Raw genomic sequence first — 17,081 nt, forward strand, 5'->3', positions numbered from 1 at the left:
CGCCTGGCACGGTCATCACACAATTGATGAGCAGCACACACCACAGGTAACATGAGGCGCATCACACCTGCTCGGGTGTCAGGAGGATAAGTTGAGTACGTCACGCACCGATGGGGTGCCCGTTTCTATTGTAGACCGAGTGTCGCTGGTCCTGGAGGCTCTGAGCACGGGTCCGATGACCTTGGCCAAGGTCACGACACGAACCGGGCTGCCGAGGTCGTCGGCGCACCGCCTGCTCGAACAGCTTGCCAACGCCGGATGGCTGGCCCGATCCCCGGAACAGACGTACGAGCTGGGGGTGAAAGCTTATGAAATGGGGCAGGCCGCGCTCAACCAGAATCGGCTTCTGCATCAAGCGCACCCAGCGATGCAGCGGTTCGCCCAGCAGACCGGATACACCATACAACTCGGGATTCTCGACCGCGGCGATACCGTCTATCTCGCGAAGGTAAACGGGCGTAGATCAGGCTCGACACCGACTGCCGTCGGCCAGCGAGTACGGGGGCACTTGACGGCGGTCGGCAAGGTGATCATGGCCTACGCACCACTTGGCTTGTCCCCGTCTCCGCGCGGCATCGCCGCTGAGAACGAGGCTCCACCGCTCCCCCCACTCGGCGCCCCGAAACTCGAGAAGGAGTTGGCACAGATTCGCGACCGCGGCGCTGCCTTCGACCGCGGTGAAGCATTTCCCGGAATCGCCTGCGTGGGGGTTTCGATCGGTCCGCCCGACCATATGTACGGCAACCGGGCAGGGCTTGCGGTCTGCGCGCCGATCGGTGCGCTGGACCTCCAGAAGATGGTTTCTCCGCTGCGTGTGGTGGCAGGTGAGATCTGGCAGAAGTGCGTGGCGACGGACCTCGCGCGCCGCTGACCGAAACTCAGAACCGGCTGATCCGATGACGACGGGAGGGAGTGCGCCCCGCCACCACCGTCGTCTCAGCGTGGAGTAGTTCGATTCATCGACGCACCAGAGTGTGGATTTCGAGATCCCTGTCGTGCGTGAAACCGAATCCCCGAATGTAGGATTCGACCGCTCGACCGAGGTTGGTCACGCGCAGGGCGCTGAGCGACATCGTTGTCTGCGGATGCGTCCCCGTGCCATCATCGCGTCTGGGACCCGCCGTTGAAGTCCATCGTCTGTCCCGTGATGCCGCCGGCCTCGTTCGACGCCAGGTAGGCGCAGAATGCGCCGACCTCGATCGGGTCGCCCAGGCGGCCGATCGGGATGGTCTGCAGAATCTGCTCGATCATCTCGGGGTCATTTTGTCTTCGAGGTTCTTCTGGTGGCCGAGTGCCACGATGTTTGCGGTGATGCCATACTGGCCGGTCTCGGCTGCCAGGTGCCGGATGAAGCCTTCAATGCCGCTCTTGCCCGTCGCGTACATCGTCTGGTTGATGTTCTGGCCCGTCCGTGCGGGTCCCGAGGAGATCTGGACAACCCTCCCCCAGCCCGCATCGCACATGCCGTCGAGAACAACCTTGATGCAGTTCATCGCGCCGAAGATGTTGAGGTCGATGGGTGCCCGCCACTCCTCGGGAGACAGTTCCCGGAAGGGTTTGATGACACGGCCTTCTGCGACCCCGGCATTGTTGACCACGATGTCGACGTGCCCGCCGAGTTCCTTTTCGGCGGCCCGCACGTGTTCGAGTGTGGAGTCGAAGTCGGTGACGTCGAAGGCTGAGGCGACGGCCGCGTTCCCCTCCTCGACGATCGCGGCCGCGACCTTTTCGGCGCGTTCCGCGAACAGGTCGTTGATGATGACCGCCGCGCCCTGCCGCGCAAGAACTTTCGCGATGCCCTCGCCAACACTTTGACCGCCTCCGCTGACAAGTGCGATATGTCCCGTCAAGCTGAACACAGGTACTCCTTCCCGCCGACAGTGCGGCAACTTGTGGTATGCGACAGTGCACAGCAACCGACCAAATTTTGTCAACCTATATTGGATCCTAAATAGTCCACATATCTGCTAGTGTCGGAGCATGGCCTTGACATCTCCCGTCGCCGGAAGCGAACGCTCCACGGAACCACCGATCCTCACCACTTTCAAGGACGGCATCGCGCGAATCACCCTGAACAACCCTCGCCGTAAGAATGCGATCACCCTGGCGATGGCCGCTGACATCGCCGCCTTCTGCGACCGAGTCGAAGCAGACCCGGCGATCGGTGCCGTCGTGGTCGATGCCAACGGCAGCTACTTCTGCAGCGGCGCCGACACCCGCGACCTTGCATCCTCGTCCGTAGATCCGGCATCTCCCGAGGCGGTGCAGCGCACATCGGCCGTCTACGGTGCATTCGTGCGCATCGGCTCACTCCCCGTACCGACCATCGCCGTCGTGACCGGCGGGGCCGTCGGGGCGGGGCTCAACCTCGCAATGGCTGCCGACATCATGGTGGTCACCCCGGACGCAGTCCTCGACAGCGGCTTCTCGGCCCGTGGCATCCACCCCGGCGGTGGCCATATCGCTCTACTCGGCCGTGCGTTGGGCTGGTCCGGGGCGATTGCGTTCGCTGCCTGCGGACAGTCGCTGACCGGAACCGAGGCAGTCGCGCGAGGCCTCGTGTATACAGCAGTCGCGGCGGAGGACATCCCACACACCGTCGATGAGTTGGTCCGCACCGCTGCTGCCGACCCGGAACTGACCCGCCGCATCATGACCAGCGCACGTCTCGAACTCGGCCCGCCCGCCGTCGGCTGGTCGTCGGCGATCGAGATCGAGCGCGGCGTACAGATGTGGTCGATGTCTCGGAAAGGCCAGGGCTCGTGGTCGTCCCGAGGGCCGGGCCGCTCATGACAGCGACCACGACCGACGATCTCGTCCACGTCGAATCGCAACTCGACGACCTGCGCACCGAAGTACGCGGCTTCCTCGACGACGAGATCACCGCGGGCGGCTTCGTACCGGATACCGACAGCTGGATGACGGGCTTCGACGCAGAATTCAGCCGCCGCGTCGCCGAACGAGGCTGGCTCGGCATGACAGTGCCCACAGAATACGGCGGCCACGGCCGGAGCCCTCTGGAACGTTTCGTCGTCAACGAAGAGATGCTTGCGCACGGAGCGCCGGTCGCGGCGCACTGGATCGCCGACAGGCAGATGGCGCCCAGCATACTCGCGAACGGCTCGGACGAGCAGAAACAGAGGTATCTAGCCGGAATAGCCTCCGGAACAACATTCTTCGCGATCGGGATGAGCGAGCCCGATGCCGGCTCGGATCTCGCAGCGGTGCGTACCCGCGCTGTCGACAACGGTGACTCGTGGACGATCAACGGCACCAAGGTCTGGACCACCGGCGCGCACCTCGCTCACGCGATGGTCGTCCTGGCCCGCACCGACGGGCAGCACGGCGACCGGCAGAGCGGTCTGTCCCAGTTCGTCGTCGACCTACCCCACCCCGCCATCGAGATCCGCCCACTGCGCAGCATCGACGGCCAAGCACACTTCAACGAAGTGATCTTCCACGACTCGGAGATACCTGCAACGGCGTTGCTCGGTACCCGCGGCAACGGTTGGGCGCAAGTGATGGGCGAACTGGCCTTCGAACGCTCCGGTCCCGAGCGCTACCTCAGCACGATGCCGCTGCTGCGCGCGTGGGCAACGCACCTCACCGACGTCGGCGCCACACCGGAACAGCGGCGCACCCTGGGGACACTCACAGCCCGCGCATGGGCCCTGCGAAAGATGTCGCTGCGTGTCGCGGCCGAACTCACCGCCGGCCGCAAACCCGACGTGCTCGCCGCGATGGTCAAGGACCTCGGCTCGACCTTCGAGGGTGACCTGGTCGAGGCCGTGCGCTCGTCGAGTGGCGTCGTGGCACGTCGCGACGCGTCGGACTCCCTCGCCCGCATGCTGGCGCAAAGCGTCCTGCACACACCGGTTTTCACCCTTCGGGGCGGTACCAACGAGATTCTGCGCGGGATCGTCGCCCGCGGAATGGGGCTTCGATGAGCGAGCTGACCGCCGAACTGTCCTCGGCCACCATATCGATGATCGACCGCGCAGGCGTCGACCCGGAAACGCCTACCGAGGGCATGGCCGACGCCCTCTGGGCTCTGCTCGACGATGCCGGTTTCACCACGATCGGGGTGCCGGACTCCGATGGCGGAGGCGGAGCGAGTCTCGCCGATGCTCTCGCAGTCGTCACCGCCGCAGCGCGACGCGGCGCCCTCACGCCCCTCATCGAACACGGCATCCTTGCTGCGTGGCTCGCCGCCACCGCCGGGCACCCCCTCGAGTCGACCACCGCGTCCGCCGCCGTCGGTGATGCGTCCTCGATCCGCCACCTCGGTGACACGATCCTGTTCGACGGCACGGTCACAGATGTCCCGTATGTGACCGACGCGGACACCCTTGTCGTTCTCCTTCCAACGGAACCCGGCACCGACGGTTCGACCGTCGCCGTAGTGCCGATCTCCGCGCCCGGTGTCACCGTGATTGCGGGCACCGACCTGACGGGAATCGCGATCGGCGACATCACGTTCGACGAGGTGCCCGTAGTTTTCCATGGCAGGTCACCTGTCACACCCGACGAGTTCCGCTGCCGCGGTGCCCTCGCGTACGCCGCGGCCACGGCCGCCGCAGCTGCCTCCGTGCAAGATCTCACTTTGCGTTACGCGTCCGAGCGCATCCAGTTCGGACGTTCCCTCGCCAAGTTCCAAGCGGTTCAGCAACAGCTTGCGCAGCTTGCTGCCCGGACCACGATGATGGACGTCGCAGTGGAGGCGGCAGTCGCCGCCCATGATGCAGCCGCGCACGAGGCAACCGAGCACGCGCGGGTCGCTACGGCAGCCGCGAAGGTGGTGACAGCGATGTCTGCGCACCCTGTCGCCGCTGCCGGTCACCAGGTCCACGGTGCCATCGGGACCACATCCGAGCACTCGCTCGGCCGGTTCACCACGTCGCTGTGGAGCTGGCGTGACCGTCACGGTTCGGAACAGTTCTGGGCAGAAGACCTCGCCGGCAGGATTCTCGATGAGGGTGCCGACGTCTGGGACGTCATCGTGGGAGGACGGACCCCGCGCCGCAACACACCGACCACGAACGGGAGCAAGACGTGAACGTATCCACCTCGACAGGCGACACGACGGTCGCCGGGGCGTACACGATCGACGGTCGTGCCGCGTGGCGCGCGGCCGAGCGGAGCACCGGAACCGGCGCGCTCGCCGGACTGCGCGTGCTCGACCTCAGCAGAGTCTTGGCGGGGCCGTACACCGCCCAGACTCTCGCCGACCACGGCGCCGAAGTGATCAAGGTCGAAGCGCCGTCGGGCGACGAAACACGTGGTTGGGGTCCTCCCTTCGACGACGGCGGTGAGAGCAGCGCCTACTACGCAGGTCTCAACCACAGCAAGGACAACATCTGCCTCGATCTGCGAACCGATACCGGTCGGGAGGTACTTGCACATCTCCTGAGTGGCGCGGACGTGGTGATCGAGAACTTCAAGGCGGGCACGATGGCACGCTGGGGTTTCGACTACGACACGGTGCTCGCCGAGAGGAACCCCTGGATGGTGTACTGCCGGGTCACCGGGTTCGGCGTCGACGGACCGATGGGCGGTCTGCCGGGGTACGACGCGGTGCTGCAGTCCTTCGGTGGATTGATGAGTGTCAATGGCTATCCCGACGGCAATCCGTTGCGCGTCGGGGTCCCGATCGTCGATATCGTCGCATCACACATGGCGGTCAGCGGCATCCTCCTCGCGCTGAGGGAACGTGACCGCAGCGGACGCGGGCAGCTCGTCGACATCACGCTCCTCGACTCGGTGATCTCGCTCCTGCACCCACACGCGTCCAACTGGACCTCCAGTGGCACGGTGCCGCAGCGTACCGGCGACTACCACCCGAGCGTCGTGCCCTATCAGGTCTTCGCTGCTCGTGATGGTGATTTCTTCGTCAGCGCGGCCAACGACCGTCAGTTCCGCTCGCTAGTCACCGTCCTGGGGGTGCCGGAACTCGCCGACGATCCACGGTTCGCGACCAACGGTGTGCGCTCGCAGAACCGGGGCGAGCTTTCCCGCCTGCTCGGCGAACGGATCGCGAAGCGAGACCGCGACGACCTCGCAGCCGACCTCGACCGGGCAGGTGTCGCAGCCAGCCCGGTCAACACGATCGACCAGGCGCTCACCGCTCCCCAGACCGTTCACCGCGGTCTCTTCCTGGACACCGTCGACTATCGTGGCCTGGGTGTGCCGATCAAGCTCGGCCGGACTGCAACACGTACACCTCGTAGGGCGGTGCCGCGCGGAGCCGATACCACCGTGGTGCTCGGCGCGATGGGCTATAGCGAGGAGCAGATCGCCGCGCTGAAGTCCGTTGGTGCGCTCGGCAACGCATGACCGAGCGTCGCCACGGACGGTCTGGCGAGCATTGGAGAAGGGACGAGGATGAACCGACGAGCTACGCCGGCAGACCGGCAGGTCACGAAGTCGCGCGGCTCCTCCGTCCGTGACGCCGACTGGGTGGGCACGGAGATCGAGCGCATGATCATCACCGGTGATCTGCTTCCCGGTCAGCCGGTCCGGCAGGAACTGATGGCCGAACGGCTCGGTGTCAGTCGTCTCCCGATCCGGGAAGCATTGGGCCGGCTGGCCTCGCAGGGACTCGTCGAGCACCGACGAAACGTCGGTTACGCGATCGTCAGACTCGAGCAATCGGAGTTCGACCAGATCTATCTGATGCGGAACGTCCTCGAACGTGAGATCCTCGCCTCCCTGCCCGCCTTCGACGACGAGGCTCTGGGCGAGATCCGCGCACTGAGCGACCGCGTCGCCGAAGCAGCGGAATGCCCCGATCTTCTGGAGATGCGTCTGGCGAACCAGGACTTCCATTTCGCAATGTTCGACCGCTCGCCCCTGAGACTGGTAGTGACGGAGATCCGTCGTCTGTGGCGGCTAGCCATGCCATACCACGCCGCATACCTCTTCGATGCCGAAGTGCGACGACGGGTCGTGGCCGAACATGAGGCCATGATCGACGCGCTTGCCCATCACGACAACGAGCGCCTGATCGCGCTGATGGACGAGCATCGGCGAGGAGGCGAGGCGGGCGCCAGCATGCTGCTGCGCAACACGAACAGCGTTGCGACCGAATGAGCCAGTCGGGATCCGCCGGTCCATCGGCGTCGCGTCGCTGAGCCGTGTTTCATAAGTGGGCACTCCGCAACCACCCATCAATCGCGACGAGGCCAACGGTAGTGGTGTAACGAACGGCAAGTTTGTCGTATCTAGTTGCGACAGCACGACGTTGCTTGAGCAAGTTGATACCGCACTCGACGGCGTGACGCCGCTTGTGGTGCTCGACATCGAACGCCGGCGGCCGACCACCCTCTCGCCGCGGCACACGGGTCCGGTCGGGAACGACGGTGAACGGCGGACTGTCACCCTCTTGACCGGCGGTGACGACAATTGAGGCGAGTGTCTGCAATCCCGTCAGAACCTGTGCCCACACTCCGGCACCCTGCCACCGCCGGAACAGTCCGTAGATCGTTTGCCACGGCTCGCACCGTGTCGGGATGTCCCGTCAGGGGTGTTCCCCGTGCGGGTCCGCCACAGCATTCCGTCGATGAGCTGGCGTTTCGCCAACTTCGGCGGACGACCCTTTCCTTCCCGCAGAGCAACAACTGCGCCAATCGCGCCGAGGGTGCGTCGGTGAGGTCCGCTGGCCCCGCCACAGTTACGCTGGGCACGAGGTCTCCGGTATTCAACGTCTTGCTTGATCGCTCAACCCAGGTACCAGAGACTTTGCTTATTCAGTGGCTGCGATACTCTCCCCGTCCGCAACAGGGCTCACGATTACTATCCTAACACGACATAGAGCTGTTTCCGGCGGTGGGCCACCCACCTAATTCGACCACGGTGGTCTGGCCACCGTCCGCAACGTGGTGGTGGATCCCGGCCGCGTCCACTTATCGACAAGCCAGGTGTCACGACACCGCTCGGACATCGACAGCAGATCCGTATTCCGTCGCGTCTTGCTCGCCGGACGGGTGGTCCGCTCCCTGTTATCGGGGCTGAACCGCCGATTGACACTGCCAGCGACCGTGAGATGTCGATACCCACAACCCGAGCAGCCCGATAGTCAACTCGATGACCGTCAGTAGCAACGACGCCTGCATGGCCGCGCTCATGCCGGCTGGACTCGCGCCACCTTCCTCGATACCGTTCCGATGGTGATGGCCAAATCCATCCGACCCCGGTAGATGAACCGCGACCATTGCCACGGACATGAGAGACGTCATTGCCCACGCACCCGCCGATACCTGCCGAATCAGGTGTAGGGCACAACCGATGCACGCCAACGCCATCGTCGCCCACACCACAGACTGGATGAAAGACATGCTGCTGAGCATCACCACATGTGCCGCAGCATTGCCAAGTGCGACGATGAACGCAGCCACCCCCGCAATCCGCCCGAAAGACCAAGGTGGATCTGGCTTCCGGACGGACCGCAAGTATGGCTTGTCGAATTCGCTCGACACTTCTACCAACCGACGTTTCAAGGCTTGTGGCAGCTCGACCCGTTGTCGTCGCCCCCACAGTGATCTTGGGACGCTACCGGCCGCGGCACGTTCAGCGTCGGATTCTTGTCGAAGAAGTTATAGGGGCGAAGGCTGAACTTGGCGTAGTCCACGGGCATGACGGGCCAATCCTCGACACGGGGAAAATGCGTCAGCCCGAAGGTGTGCCACAGCACGACGTCCTTTCCGACAAGGGCGGCGTCGCCTGCGATGAAGTCCGGAATGCCCTGACCGCCCGGGCTGTTCGTCACGAAATCGCCTGCCGCGTAGCGCTCGGCCGGGTCGTACTCGGTCACGAAGAGGTGCTTCGTGGCGAAGGCGGCTCGGTCGCTGACCGACGCCGAGGGGTCTGCCATCAGGGTTGGGCCGTCCGTCGGATGCAGGACATAGGACGTCGGATGGCCCAACCTGTTCGTTGCTTCCGTCGACGCAATCTGCCACACCCGGCCCTTGCTGCCGTCGGCAAGCCGGCCGGAAACCTGCTCCGAAACGATGGGTGTGACGGACTTGGTGAACGCGTTGCCGTGCGGATTGGTGGGAGACACCGGAAGCCTGACCGCATCCACCTCGTTGACCACATTCGCGGTTCCGTCCACAGTCATGTCGAGGCGCGCGCCGAACAGGTGCTGGTGGTACGGCGCGCCCAGACCGGGCGCGACCTCGGATGCGAACGGGTACTTCTCACCGTTCTCGTCGTCACCCGGGTACGCCGAGCTGAACAGAATGCCTGTCAGTTTCGCTTCGCATTCGATGGTCCCGTCAAGGTACAGGTACCAGAAGAAGCCGTAATCGTAGTTGCCGACGTTCGTGAAGAACGAGATCACCAGCCGGCGCCCTCGTCGGACCTCCTTGGAGCCGGTGTACACATCGGTGTGCTTCCACAGCGTGCCGAAGTCCTCTTCGTGCATGCAGATTGCATTCGGGATCACGCGAGGTGCACCGAGCTCGTCGGCGAAAACCCCATCGAAGTACTTGATCTCGCCGAGGCAGTCGCAGCCGAGTGAGAGCGAGTTCGTGTACCGGCCATAGATGATCTCGCCGGCATCGAAGTAGTTCTGCCAGAAACGATTAGGTCCGGGGTCGCCGTATGGAACAACCATTTCACTGATTGATCCGCGATACATGACGGGCCGGTCCACGCCCTTGTCGGCGAAGGTCACCTGGTGCAGCACCAGGCCTTCGCGTACGTCGAATCCGATACGCAGCTTCCAGTTCGCCCAGGTGACATGCTCGCCGTCCACCGAGAAGCTTGCACCTTCGGGCTGAGTGATCTCGATCGGTTTGAGGCCTTCCAGGGGCGGCCCCTGCACCTCGGGGTCGTCGAAGTTGCCACTCTCGGCCGGCACTGTAAATTCGCGCACGTCCAAGATCCTCAGTACGGTTCCGCTGTCAACGTCGACGTATGCCGACAACCCGTCCACGGGATGTGCCCAGGGATGGTCCTTTTCATGGTTCTGCTTGAACGGCAAGCACCTGACGACCCGCTTGCCTTCTTCGTCCGCGTATCCGAGATTTCCGGCCGGAAGCGGGACCACCGCCACATCGGCCGGCACCAGGCCCCTGGTGCTCAGGGACTTTCTCCACTCGGCGTTCTCAGCGAGAATCAGGATGACGTTGACCGACTCCGAGTCGAGGACCGGCAGCCGGCCCTTCGATCCGTCGACGACAGTCGACGTGACCACGCTGCTCGATGACAGCGAGACGACCAGGTCGAGGGAGATTTCCTTGCCGGTGTCCAGCAGCCAGACGCGGGCCCGCCTGTCAGGTAGGGGCCCGTCACCGGCCGCCCACGTCAGGTAGTCGGCCTTCACAGGTTCCTCGAGGCCCACGTACGCGAATCGAGTGGTTTCGGTGAAGTCGGGAGTCTTCTCGACAATGCCACGGATTGCATCGATCTCGGTGCTGCTGAGGGACGCGAGTGGATGCACACTGGCCACTGGCCGCTTCGATGTGGTGGTCGGCTCGCTGAGAGTCATTGGTCAGATCTCCTCTTCTGTTGGTGCTGTGTCTCGGTGCGCGCAAGGTGCAGACGCGTCGAACGGAACGGTTGCTCAGACGGTTATGTGGGTTGACATGAAATGAACGCGGCCCGGACGCTGGTCGCAGGGTCGGGTCAGGGAAATCCATTGCAGCACTGCGGGTATCACTGCCCAAGGCCCTGCGCGGGATCCGGAGTATCGTGGGATCGCGTCAGCGGGTCTGCGACCCGCCGTTGAGGTCGATCGTCTGCCCGGTGAGTCCACCGGCTTCGTCGGACGCCAGATAGGCGCACGCCGCCCCGACCTCTTCGGGCTCGCCCAACCTGCCGATCGGGATGGCCGCCAGAATCTGTTCGATGACCTCTGGTGACATCACCTCTGCGAGGTTCTTTTGCTCGCCCAGGGCGAGAATGTTCGCGGTGACGCCGTATTGACCCGTCTCCGCTGCGAGATGGCGAACGAACCCTTCGATGCCGCTCTTTCCGGTCGCGTACATGGAGACGTTGATGTTCTCACCCGCGCGCGCCGAGCCGGAGGAGATCTGTACGACTCTCCCCCATCCGCCATCGCACATTCCGTCGATGACGGCTTTGGTGCAGTTGAGGGATCCGTAGTGTTCAGGTCGATGGGCAGTCGCCACAGGTCCGGGGTCAGTTCGCGGAACGGGAGGTTCCATCGGCCCTCGGCGATGCCGGCGTTGTTCACCAGGATGTCGACATGCCCGCCGAGTTCTGCCTCGGCGGCGCGGACGTGATCGATTGTCGCCTCGTAGTCGGTTACATCCCACGCAGATGCGATCGCACGATGGCCTTCCGCCGCTATCTTCGCTGCGACTGTCTCTGCCCTGTCCGGATGCAGGTCGTTCACGATCACCGATGCGCCCCGGCGAGCCAGCACTGCAGCAATTCCGGCACCCACACTTTGTCCAGCTCCTGTGACCAGTGCTGTATGTCCATGTAGATCGAACACGGGTAGTTCCCTCCGATAAGGAGATCAGTGACCACTGGAGGACCCCCCAGCGGTGCGACACGAATGGGGCCACACGCAGAGTCCCAGTCGGAGTCACCGATATCGAGAGGTGACGGCGTCGTGATTGACACCATACGGCAGAAACTGCCAGTTCTGGTAAGGATTTTGTGACAACCATGTTACGTGGGTGCTTGCTGCGCCGGTCCGACGCCAGTGACCACCTGGGTGCGCCCCGGCGGGCAGTACGTCGAACCATGCGCTCTTTCAGGAAGTTCGGTGAATCCCCGCTTTCGGCCGGTTCCGAATGCGGGTGTCCGTCGCCCTGCTTCCGATGGTGTTCCACTCAGCGGACACATGTGGAACACAGCTGTCACAAACCGCTGTTAGCGTGGCGCCAGCGCATCGCGAGCGACTCCTCAACCTTCACCGCCTCGAGTAGGGATGACCTGCATGACAAACACCAAGTTTCACCTCGGGTACTTCACCAAGTTCGGCAAGCCCGCGTGGGCGCTCGACCCCAGGAAATCGATCGGGTCCAACTGGTTCGATGGCTCGTACCACATCGACCTGGCCAAGAAGTTGGAGGCCGCCAAACTTGACTTCATCCTCTTCGAGGACTCCACCGTTGTAGCTGACAAGTTCGGCGAGTCGATGGAAATGGACCTGAAGCATGCGGTTCTCGCGCCGAAGCACGACCCTCTGCCGTTGCTGCCCCTGATGGCCCATGAGACGTCGAACATCGGGCTAATCTCGACTGCCTCTACGACGTTCTACGAGCCGTTTGTTCTGGCTCGTCTGTTCTCCACCCTGGACTCGCTCAGCGGCGGCCGGGTAGGCTGGAACATCGTCACCTCGAGTGAGATCAATGCCGCCAAGAACATCGGTCTCGATGCACTGCCGCCTCATGGGGAACGCTATGCGATCGCGGATGAGTTCGTCGAAGTCGCCGTCAAGTTGTGGGAATCGTGGGAGGAGGGCGCCCTCGTCGCCGACGAGGAAACCGGTGTCTACGTCGACCACACCAAGGTGCACACCGTTGACCACGTCGGTAAGTACTTCAAGTCTCGGGGCCCACTCAACACGCTGAGGTCACCTCAGGCGACACCGTTCCTCAGCCAGGCGGGCGCCTCGGATCGAGGCCGTGATTTCGCTGCCAAGAACGCGGAGATGGTGCTGGGTCTCACCGCGGGTGGCATCGACGGAATGAAGGAACTGCGCAAGGACATTCGAGGACGCGCGGAGTCGTTCGGCCGGAACCCCGACGACATCAAGATCATCTACCTCGCCAATGGACTCGAGTTCAGCGGATCGAAGCCCCAACTCGACGAAGCGACCGAGGCGCGCATGGCCGAAGCGGCCTTCGAGTACGCCATCACGATGGGCGCATCGACGATGGACGTCGACTTCTCGAAGTACGACCTGGACGGTCCGATGGATCAGAACATGACCGCCGGCGGTCATACCTCGGCGCTGGATTTCGTAAAGGAAGCCGGCAGGCAGGGGGCGACGCTTCGACAGGTCTTCTCGAGCGGCATGAAGGCCGAAGGCGGCTTGGATCTCACCGGAACCGCTGAAGAGATCGCCGAGAAGATGGCGGATGCCATGAACGAAGTCGGCGGCGACGGCTTCCTTCTCGAGGGAGGCGACCTGGCCGGCGACATCGACATCATCACGGACGAGCTCGTTCCCGCGCTGCAGCGCCTGGGCGTCGTTCGAACCGAGTACAACTGCCGCACGCTCCGGGACAACATGCGCGAGTTCTGATCGGACACCGCTTGTGCCCGACCTTCTCGGGCACAGGCGTGGTGTCCGGAACCCTCGAACACAGCAGCTCGTCGATTGCATCGGCCCCGATCGGCGGTTGGTGCGTGCGGATACACTTTGTCCGAAGCTGCCGCAGACTACGGCAGTGCTCAGTGTGCGGTAGGAGAGTGGACCGGTAACAATGACAAAGAGTGTGTTCGTGCCGAAGGTCGAGGTAAAAGGTCCGGCTCGGCGCCGGAAGCTGATCGAGGCCACGGTGAGGCTGTTGATCCGCGACGGCGTCGCGGGAGTCAGTCATCGCGCTGTCTCCGACGAAGCGGGACTGCCGGTTTCGGCTACGACGTACTACTTCTCGACTCTGGATTCACTACTGTCGGCAACATTCAAAGCGTGGTTCGAAGCGTTCATCCTCGATCCTACGAACAGGCCCCATGTGGCCGGAAATTCTCTGGACGACGAGATCGAGAACGTGGTGGACGGCTTCTTCCTTGCAGTTACGGAGCGGGCCGATTCTCATCGAGTCCTGTTCGAGCTCCAGCTGGTCGCGAGTCGTAGGTCTGACCTACATGGCCATACGGGGATCTACTGGGAGGAACTTGTGCAGGGCGTGCAGGCACAGTTGGGAGTGTGCTCGGACACTGCCCGTGCGGTGATCGCACTGTTCGACGGGTACGTCGTGACCTTTCTCAGCACCGGATTCGTCCCCCCACGTTACCAGTTCCGCTCTCTCATAACCACTCTCGTGCGCGGTGATGCCGTCACTGACGGCAACGATCAGGCGACTCAGGCTCGTTTGCGCCGGCATCAGGTTCGAGAGTGACTTGACACGGTGCGCCGCATCGGCACGAGTTTGCCGCGACACTGTTTCGTCCTGCTGCGAGTTACTCTTCGGTAGCGCAGGGTCTTTGTGTGTGCCGGTCCACGGGCTATCCGTGAGATGTAGACGTAACAAGCCTTTCATGGATCCGACTCGAGTTGTCGCGTAGCATGTTCGAGGTGGTCGAAACCTCACGTTGACCGAATCACTTCACGTGCGCAATGGTTTTCGCATCTACCGGTCGGGCTCCGACGATGGTGCGGACGATGACATTCGGCCTGCGGGCGCCGGGTAACCATGTGACAGCAAACTGCACACACGCCGTTCACCCAGTACCGGAATCCGGACCCTCTCCCCCACCTCTCCACCACGAAGGGAATCAGAACATGAAGGTAACTGTCGTCGCAGGGAACCCGAAGCCAGGTTCGCGGACATTGGATGCGGCGTCTACGATCGCGCGGGCGCTGACAGGGTCGGATCCCGACGTGGTGGTGGACGTGATCACGTTGGGATCCGGTCTGCTGGGGTGGGGGGATGATGCGGTGAAGGCGGCGGTTGAGTCGGTGTCGTCGTCTGATCTGGTGGTGGTGGCGTCGCCTACGTTCAAGGCGACGTATACGGGTGTGTTGAAGTTGTTCCTCGATCAGTTCGCCGGTGGCGAGGGGATGCGTGACGTGGTCGTGGTGCCGGTGATGTTGGGGGCGGGCCCTGGACACGCAATGGCGCCTGACGTGTTCCTCAAGCCAGTATTGGTCGAACTGGGTGCAACGGTGCCGGCCCCTGGCTTGTACCTGATCGATTCGACCTACACGACGGATTCGCTCATCTCCGACTATGTGGAGCGATGGGGAGCGATCGTGGTCGCCGCTGCGAACGACGGTGGGGAGGACCGATGACCCTCACGTACACCGACCTGGATTCCTCGACGCTGCGGCAGGCCTTCGGGCAGTTCCCGAGTGGGGTGGTCGCGATATGTGCGGAGGTGGGGGGCGAGCCCACGGCGATGGCAGCGAGCAGCTTCGTCGGGGTGTCGTTCGACCCGCCACTGGTCGCGTTCTGTGTGCAGAACACATCCACGACCTGGCCGAAGCTACGCGATGCCCGGCGGTTGGGGATCAGCATGCTGGGCGAGGCGCATGACGGCGCGGCGCGGACGCTGGCGTCCAAGGCAGGAAACCGGTTCGAGGGGCTGACCACCACCAGGACCGAAGCGGGCGCGGTGTTCGTGGACGGTGCGTGCGCGTGGCTCGACGTCACGGTGACCGAGGAGGTGCCTGCAGGCGATCACGCGATCGTCTTGATGCAGGTGAATGAGATCGACATGCGGGAGGAGATGCCGATCGTGTTTCATCGAAGCCGCTTCTGTCGTCTTCAGGAGGCCGCCGGATGAGCTCAGTCGAGGCGGCTGTGAAATCCCTGAGGGCCGGCCGCCCAGTGCTGGTGACGGACGACGCGGATCGAGAGAACGAGGGGGACGTTGTCCTCGCTGCCGGTGACGTGTCACCGGAATGGGTCGCGTGGACGGTGCGGCACACGTCGGGATTGCTGTGTGCACCGATGACCGGCACGCGGGCGGATCGTCTGGGTTTGCCGGCAATGGTGGCGGACAGCCGGGATCCGAGACAAACGGCATACACGGTGACAGTGGATGCCGCAGCCGGTGTGACAACGGGGATCTCGGCTGCAGACCGGGCGCGGACGCTGAGTGTGCTCGCCGATCCAGGGTCCGTCGCGGGTGATCTGATTCGTCCCGGTCATGTGCTGCCGTTGCGTGCTCGCCCGGGCGGGGTGCTCGAGCGACGCGGGCACACCGAGGCGGCGGTGGACCTCTGTACGTTGGCAGGTCTGCCGGCGGTCGGAGTGATCGCGGAGCTCGTCGAGGACGACGGATCGCTGATGAGGATGGCTCGGATCGAGGATCTCGGTGCACGGCACGACCTGCCGGTCCTGACCATCGAGAAGCTGGCGAACCATCGGCGAGCGAAGCCCTTGCCTGCCGTCACCCGTCCGGAGTGGCGGGTCGAACGCGCCGACGAAACGGTGATGCCGACGCTTCACGGCGTGTTTCGGGTCCTCGGCTATCGGGACCGGACGACCGGTGCCGAACACCTCGCGTTGGCATCGGGTGAGATCAGTGCCGGATCGCTGGTGCGGGTGCACTCGGAGTGTTTGACGGGCGAGTCGTTCTCGTCGCAGCGGTGTGAGTGTGGTCCGCAGCTGAATGCGGCGCTGGATCTCATCGCAGCCGAGGGCGGCGTTCTGGTGTACCTGCGTGGGCACGAGGGCCGCGGAATCGGATTGTTGAAGAAGATTGCGGCGTATCGACTTCAGGATCAGGGCATGGACACCGTGCAGGCCAATTTAGCGCTGGACGAGCCCGCCGACGGACGCGAGTACGGGGCCGCGGCCGCGATTCTCCGAGACCTCGGCATGGACTCGGTGCGGTTGCTGACGAACAATCCGGCCAAGATCGCGGGGCTGGAGGCGAATGGTGTGTCTGTGGCAGACCAGGTACTCCTCCACGTGGGTGTAGTGCCGGCCAACAGTCGGTATGTGGAAACGAAACGTCGGCGAATGGGGCATGCACCGCCAGCTGCGGAGTGTTCCGTCTGCGGCTGAGAGGAACCACCTTCCTGCTCCCTTGCGATCAGGCGGTGGCAACTCCGATCGCGGGTCTCGCCGGGGATGCTTTGGGCAATCGGCACGTCCACCGGAATACCCTATGCGAAGCTTCCGACCTTGATCATGGAGGCGACTCCGGTTGAACAAGCGGGTGAGACAAACGCTTTCCAGGCGTTGATGAGGATTGTCGGACCGGCGGCCTCCGGTACGGTGACCGGAATGATTCTCGCGAACAATGTCACGGAGATCGCCGGATTCGACCGGACTGCGCCATCGGCGATCGGGTACATCTAGTGGTCCGTGGTTGAAGTTTCTTGCCGATTAGCTTTGGCCAGGACCTGGTCGGCTGTCTTGGTCCACACGAACGGAGCGCACCGGGTGTTCCAGCCAGTGATGAACGCACGAATCTTCGTGTTC

The 17,081-nt window shown here is 63.6% G+C and carries 15 protein-coding genes and 1 pseudogene; 12 read left to right on the forward strand and 4 right to left on the reverse strand.

The genetic code is table 11. The features are described from left to right. The first annotated feature begins 175 nt into the window (after window positions 1–175). The gene (locus ACZI8W_RS18275; RefSeq protein ID WP_463369946.1) at window positions 176–871 is read left to right on the forward strand and encodes an IclR family transcriptional regulator; all 696 of its coding nucleotides are present in this window, start codon (window positions 176–178) and stop codon (window positions 869–871) included. A gap of 230 nt (window positions 872–1,101) precedes the next feature. Here the strand turns inward: ACZI8W_RS18275 and ACZI8W_RS18280 are convergent, their stop codons facing one another. Continuing rightward, a complete protein-coding gene (locus tag ACZI8W_RS18280) occupies window positions 1,102–1,251 on the reverse strand; it encodes an SDR family oxidoreductase (RefSeq protein WP_463369918.1) in 150 nt (49 codons plus the stop codon). Beyond that, on the reverse strand, window positions 1,248–1,859 hold the full coding sequence (locus ACZI8W_RS18285) for an SDR family NAD(P)-dependent oxidoreductase (protein WP_463369919.1): 612 nt from the start codon (window positions 1,857–1,859) through the stop codon (window positions 1,248–1,250). The genes ACZI8W_RS18280 and ACZI8W_RS18285 overlap by 4 nt, the downstream gene beginning before the upstream one ends. A 121-nt stretch (window positions 1,860–1,980) precedes the next feature. On the opposite strand from ACZI8W_RS18285, the gene ACZI8W_RS18290 reads away from it, so the two are divergent. The 6 genes from ACZI8W_RS18290 to ACZI8W_RS18315 all read left to right on the forward strand — a co-directional run bounded on the left by ACZI8W_RS18290 (window position 1,981) and on the right by ACZI8W_RS18315 (window position 7,405). Beyond that, the gene (locus tag ACZI8W_RS18290) at window positions 1,981–2,793 is read left to right on the forward strand and encodes an enoyl-CoA hydratase/isomerase family protein (protein WP_463369920.1); all 813 of its coding nucleotides are present in this window, start codon (window positions 1,981–1,983) and stop codon (window positions 2,791–2,793) included. Then, on the forward strand, window positions 2,790–3,947 hold the full coding sequence (locus ACZI8W_RS18295) for an acyl-CoA dehydrogenase family protein (protein ID WP_463369921.1): 1,158 nt from the start codon (window positions 2,790–2,792) through the stop codon (window positions 3,945–3,947). Before ACZI8W_RS18290 ends, ACZI8W_RS18295 begins: the two co-directional genes overlap by 4 nt. Beyond that, window positions 3,944–5,056, forward strand: a complete 1,113-nt coding sequence (locus ACZI8W_RS18300) for an acyl-CoA dehydrogenase family protein (RefSeq protein ID WP_463369922.1) — start codon at window positions 3,944–3,946, stop codon at window positions 5,054–5,056. The genes ACZI8W_RS18295 and ACZI8W_RS18300 overlap by 4 nt, the downstream gene beginning before the upstream one ends. Further along, the gene (locus tag ACZI8W_RS18305; RefSeq protein WP_463369923.1) at window positions 5,053–6,333 is read left to right on the forward strand and encodes a CaiB/BaiF CoA transferase family protein; all 1,281 of its coding nucleotides are present in this window, start codon (window positions 5,053–5,055) and stop codon (window positions 6,331–6,333) included. The genes ACZI8W_RS18300 and ACZI8W_RS18305 overlap by 4 nt, the downstream gene beginning before the upstream one ends. A gap of 48 nt (window positions 6,334–6,381) precedes the next feature. Beyond that, window positions 6,382–7,089: a GntR family transcriptional regulator gene (locus ACZI8W_RS18310; protein WP_463369924.1), complete on the forward strand. Its 708-nt coding sequence runs from the start codon at window positions 6,382–6,384 to the stop codon at window positions 7,087–7,089. A gap of 151 nt (window positions 7,090–7,240) precedes the next feature. After that, window positions 7,241–7,405, forward strand: coding sequence for a hypothetical protein (locus tag ACZI8W_RS18315; protein WP_463369925.1), 165 nt, complete (start codon window positions 7,241–7,243; stop codon window positions 7,403–7,405). 1,086 nt (window positions 7,406–8,491) lie between these two features. On the opposite strand, the gene ACZI8W_RS18320 is transcribed toward ACZI8W_RS18315, so the two are convergent. Then, window positions 8,492–10,489, reverse strand: coding sequence for a primary-amine oxidase (locus ACZI8W_RS18320; protein WP_463369926.1), 1,998 nt, complete (start codon window positions 10,487–10,489; stop codon window positions 8,492–8,494). A 214-nt stretch (window positions 10,490–10,703) separates the two neighbouring features. Continuing rightward, window positions 10,704–11,461 (reverse strand): annotated as a pseudogene (locus ACZI8W_RS18325) (SDR family NAD(P)-dependent oxidoreductase). A 450-nt stretch (window positions 11,462–11,911) separates the two neighbouring features. Here ACZI8W_RS18325 and ACZI8W_RS18330 point away from each other — a divergent pair. From ACZI8W_RS18330 to ribA, 5 genes are all read left to right on the forward strand, one after another. Further along, window positions 11,912–13,225, forward strand: coding sequence for an NtaA/DmoA family FMN-dependent monooxygenase (locus ACZI8W_RS18330; RefSeq protein ID WP_463369927.1), 1,314 nt, complete (start codon window positions 11,912–11,914; stop codon window positions 13,223–13,225). Between the two features lie 181 nt (window positions 13,226–13,406). Further along, complete coding sequence (locus tag ACZI8W_RS18335) at window positions 13,407–14,045, forward strand: TetR/AcrR family transcriptional regulator (protein WP_463369928.1); 639 nt, start codon at window positions 13,407–13,409, stop codon at window positions 14,043–14,045. Window positions 14,046–14,428: 383 nt separating this feature from the next. After that, window positions 14,429–14,938 (forward strand): NADPH-dependent FMN reductase, encoded by a 510-nt coding sequence (locus ACZI8W_RS18340; RefSeq protein ID WP_463369929.1) that lies wholly within the window; start codon window positions 14,429–14,431, stop codon window positions 14,936–14,938. Further along, on the forward strand, window positions 14,935–15,432 hold the full coding sequence (locus tag ACZI8W_RS18345) for a flavin reductase family protein (RefSeq protein WP_463369930.1): 498 nt from the start codon (window positions 14,935–14,937) through the stop codon (window positions 15,430–15,432). The genes ACZI8W_RS18340 and ACZI8W_RS18345 overlap by 4 nt, the downstream gene beginning before the upstream one ends. Continuing rightward, window positions 15,429–16,661, forward strand: a complete 1,233-nt coding sequence (gene ribA, locus ACZI8W_RS18350) for a GTP cyclohydrolase II (RefSeq protein ID WP_463369931.1) — start codon at window positions 15,429–15,431, stop codon at window positions 16,659–16,661. Before ACZI8W_RS18345 ends, ribA begins: the two co-directional genes overlap by 4 nt. The last annotated feature ends 420 nt before the right edge of the window (window positions 16,662–17,081 follow it).

The sequence above is a fragment of the Rhodococcus ruitaii genome (genome assembly GCF_055230935.1).

Coding starts and splice junctions, on each gene's coding strand:
- ACZI8W_RS18275 (WP_463369946.1), top strand. CDS start 176: ATGACCTTGGCCAAGGTCACGACACGAACCGGGCTGCCGAGGTCGTCG.
- ACZI8W_RS18280 (WP_463369918.1), bottom strand. CDS start 1,251: ATGATCGAGCAGATTCTGCAGACCATCCCGATCGGCCGCCTGGGCGAC.
- ACZI8W_RS18290 (WP_463369920.1), top strand. CDS start 1,981: ATGGCCTTGACATCTCCCGTCGCCGGAAGCGAACGCTCCACGGAACCA.
- ACZI8W_RS18295 (WP_463369921.1), top strand. CDS start 2,790: ATGACAGCGACCACGACCGACGATCTCGTCCACGTCGAATCGCAACTC.
- ACZI8W_RS18300 (WP_463369922.1), top strand. CDS start 3,944: ATGAGCGAGCTGACCGCCGAACTGTCCTCGGCCACCATATCGATGATC.
- ACZI8W_RS18310 (WP_463369924.1), top strand. CDS start 6,382: ATGAACCGACGAGCTACGCCGGCAGACCGGCAGGTCACGAAGTCGCGC.
- ACZI8W_RS18320 (WP_463369926.1), bottom strand. CDS start 10,489: ATGACTCTCAGCGAGCCGACCACCACATCGAAGCGGCCAGTGGCCAGT.
- ACZI8W_RS18330 (WP_463369927.1), top strand. CDS start 11,912: ATGACAAACACCAAGTTTCACCTCGGGTACTTCACCAAGTTCGGCAAG.
- ACZI8W_RS18335 (WP_463369928.1), top strand. CDS start 13,407: ATGACAAAGAGTGTGTTCGTGCCGAAGGTCGAGGTAAAAGGTCCGGCT.
- ACZI8W_RS18340 (WP_463369929.1), top strand. CDS start 14,429: ATGAAGGTAACTGTCGTCGCAGGGAACCCGAAGCCAGGTTCGCGGACA.
- ACZI8W_RS18345 (WP_463369930.1), top strand. CDS start 14,935: ATGACCCTCACGTACACCGACCTGGATTCCTCGACGCTGCGGCAGGCC.
- ribA (WP_463369931.1), top strand. CDS start 15,429: ATGAGCTCAGTCGAGGCGGCTGTGAAATCCCTGAGGGCCGGCCGCCCA.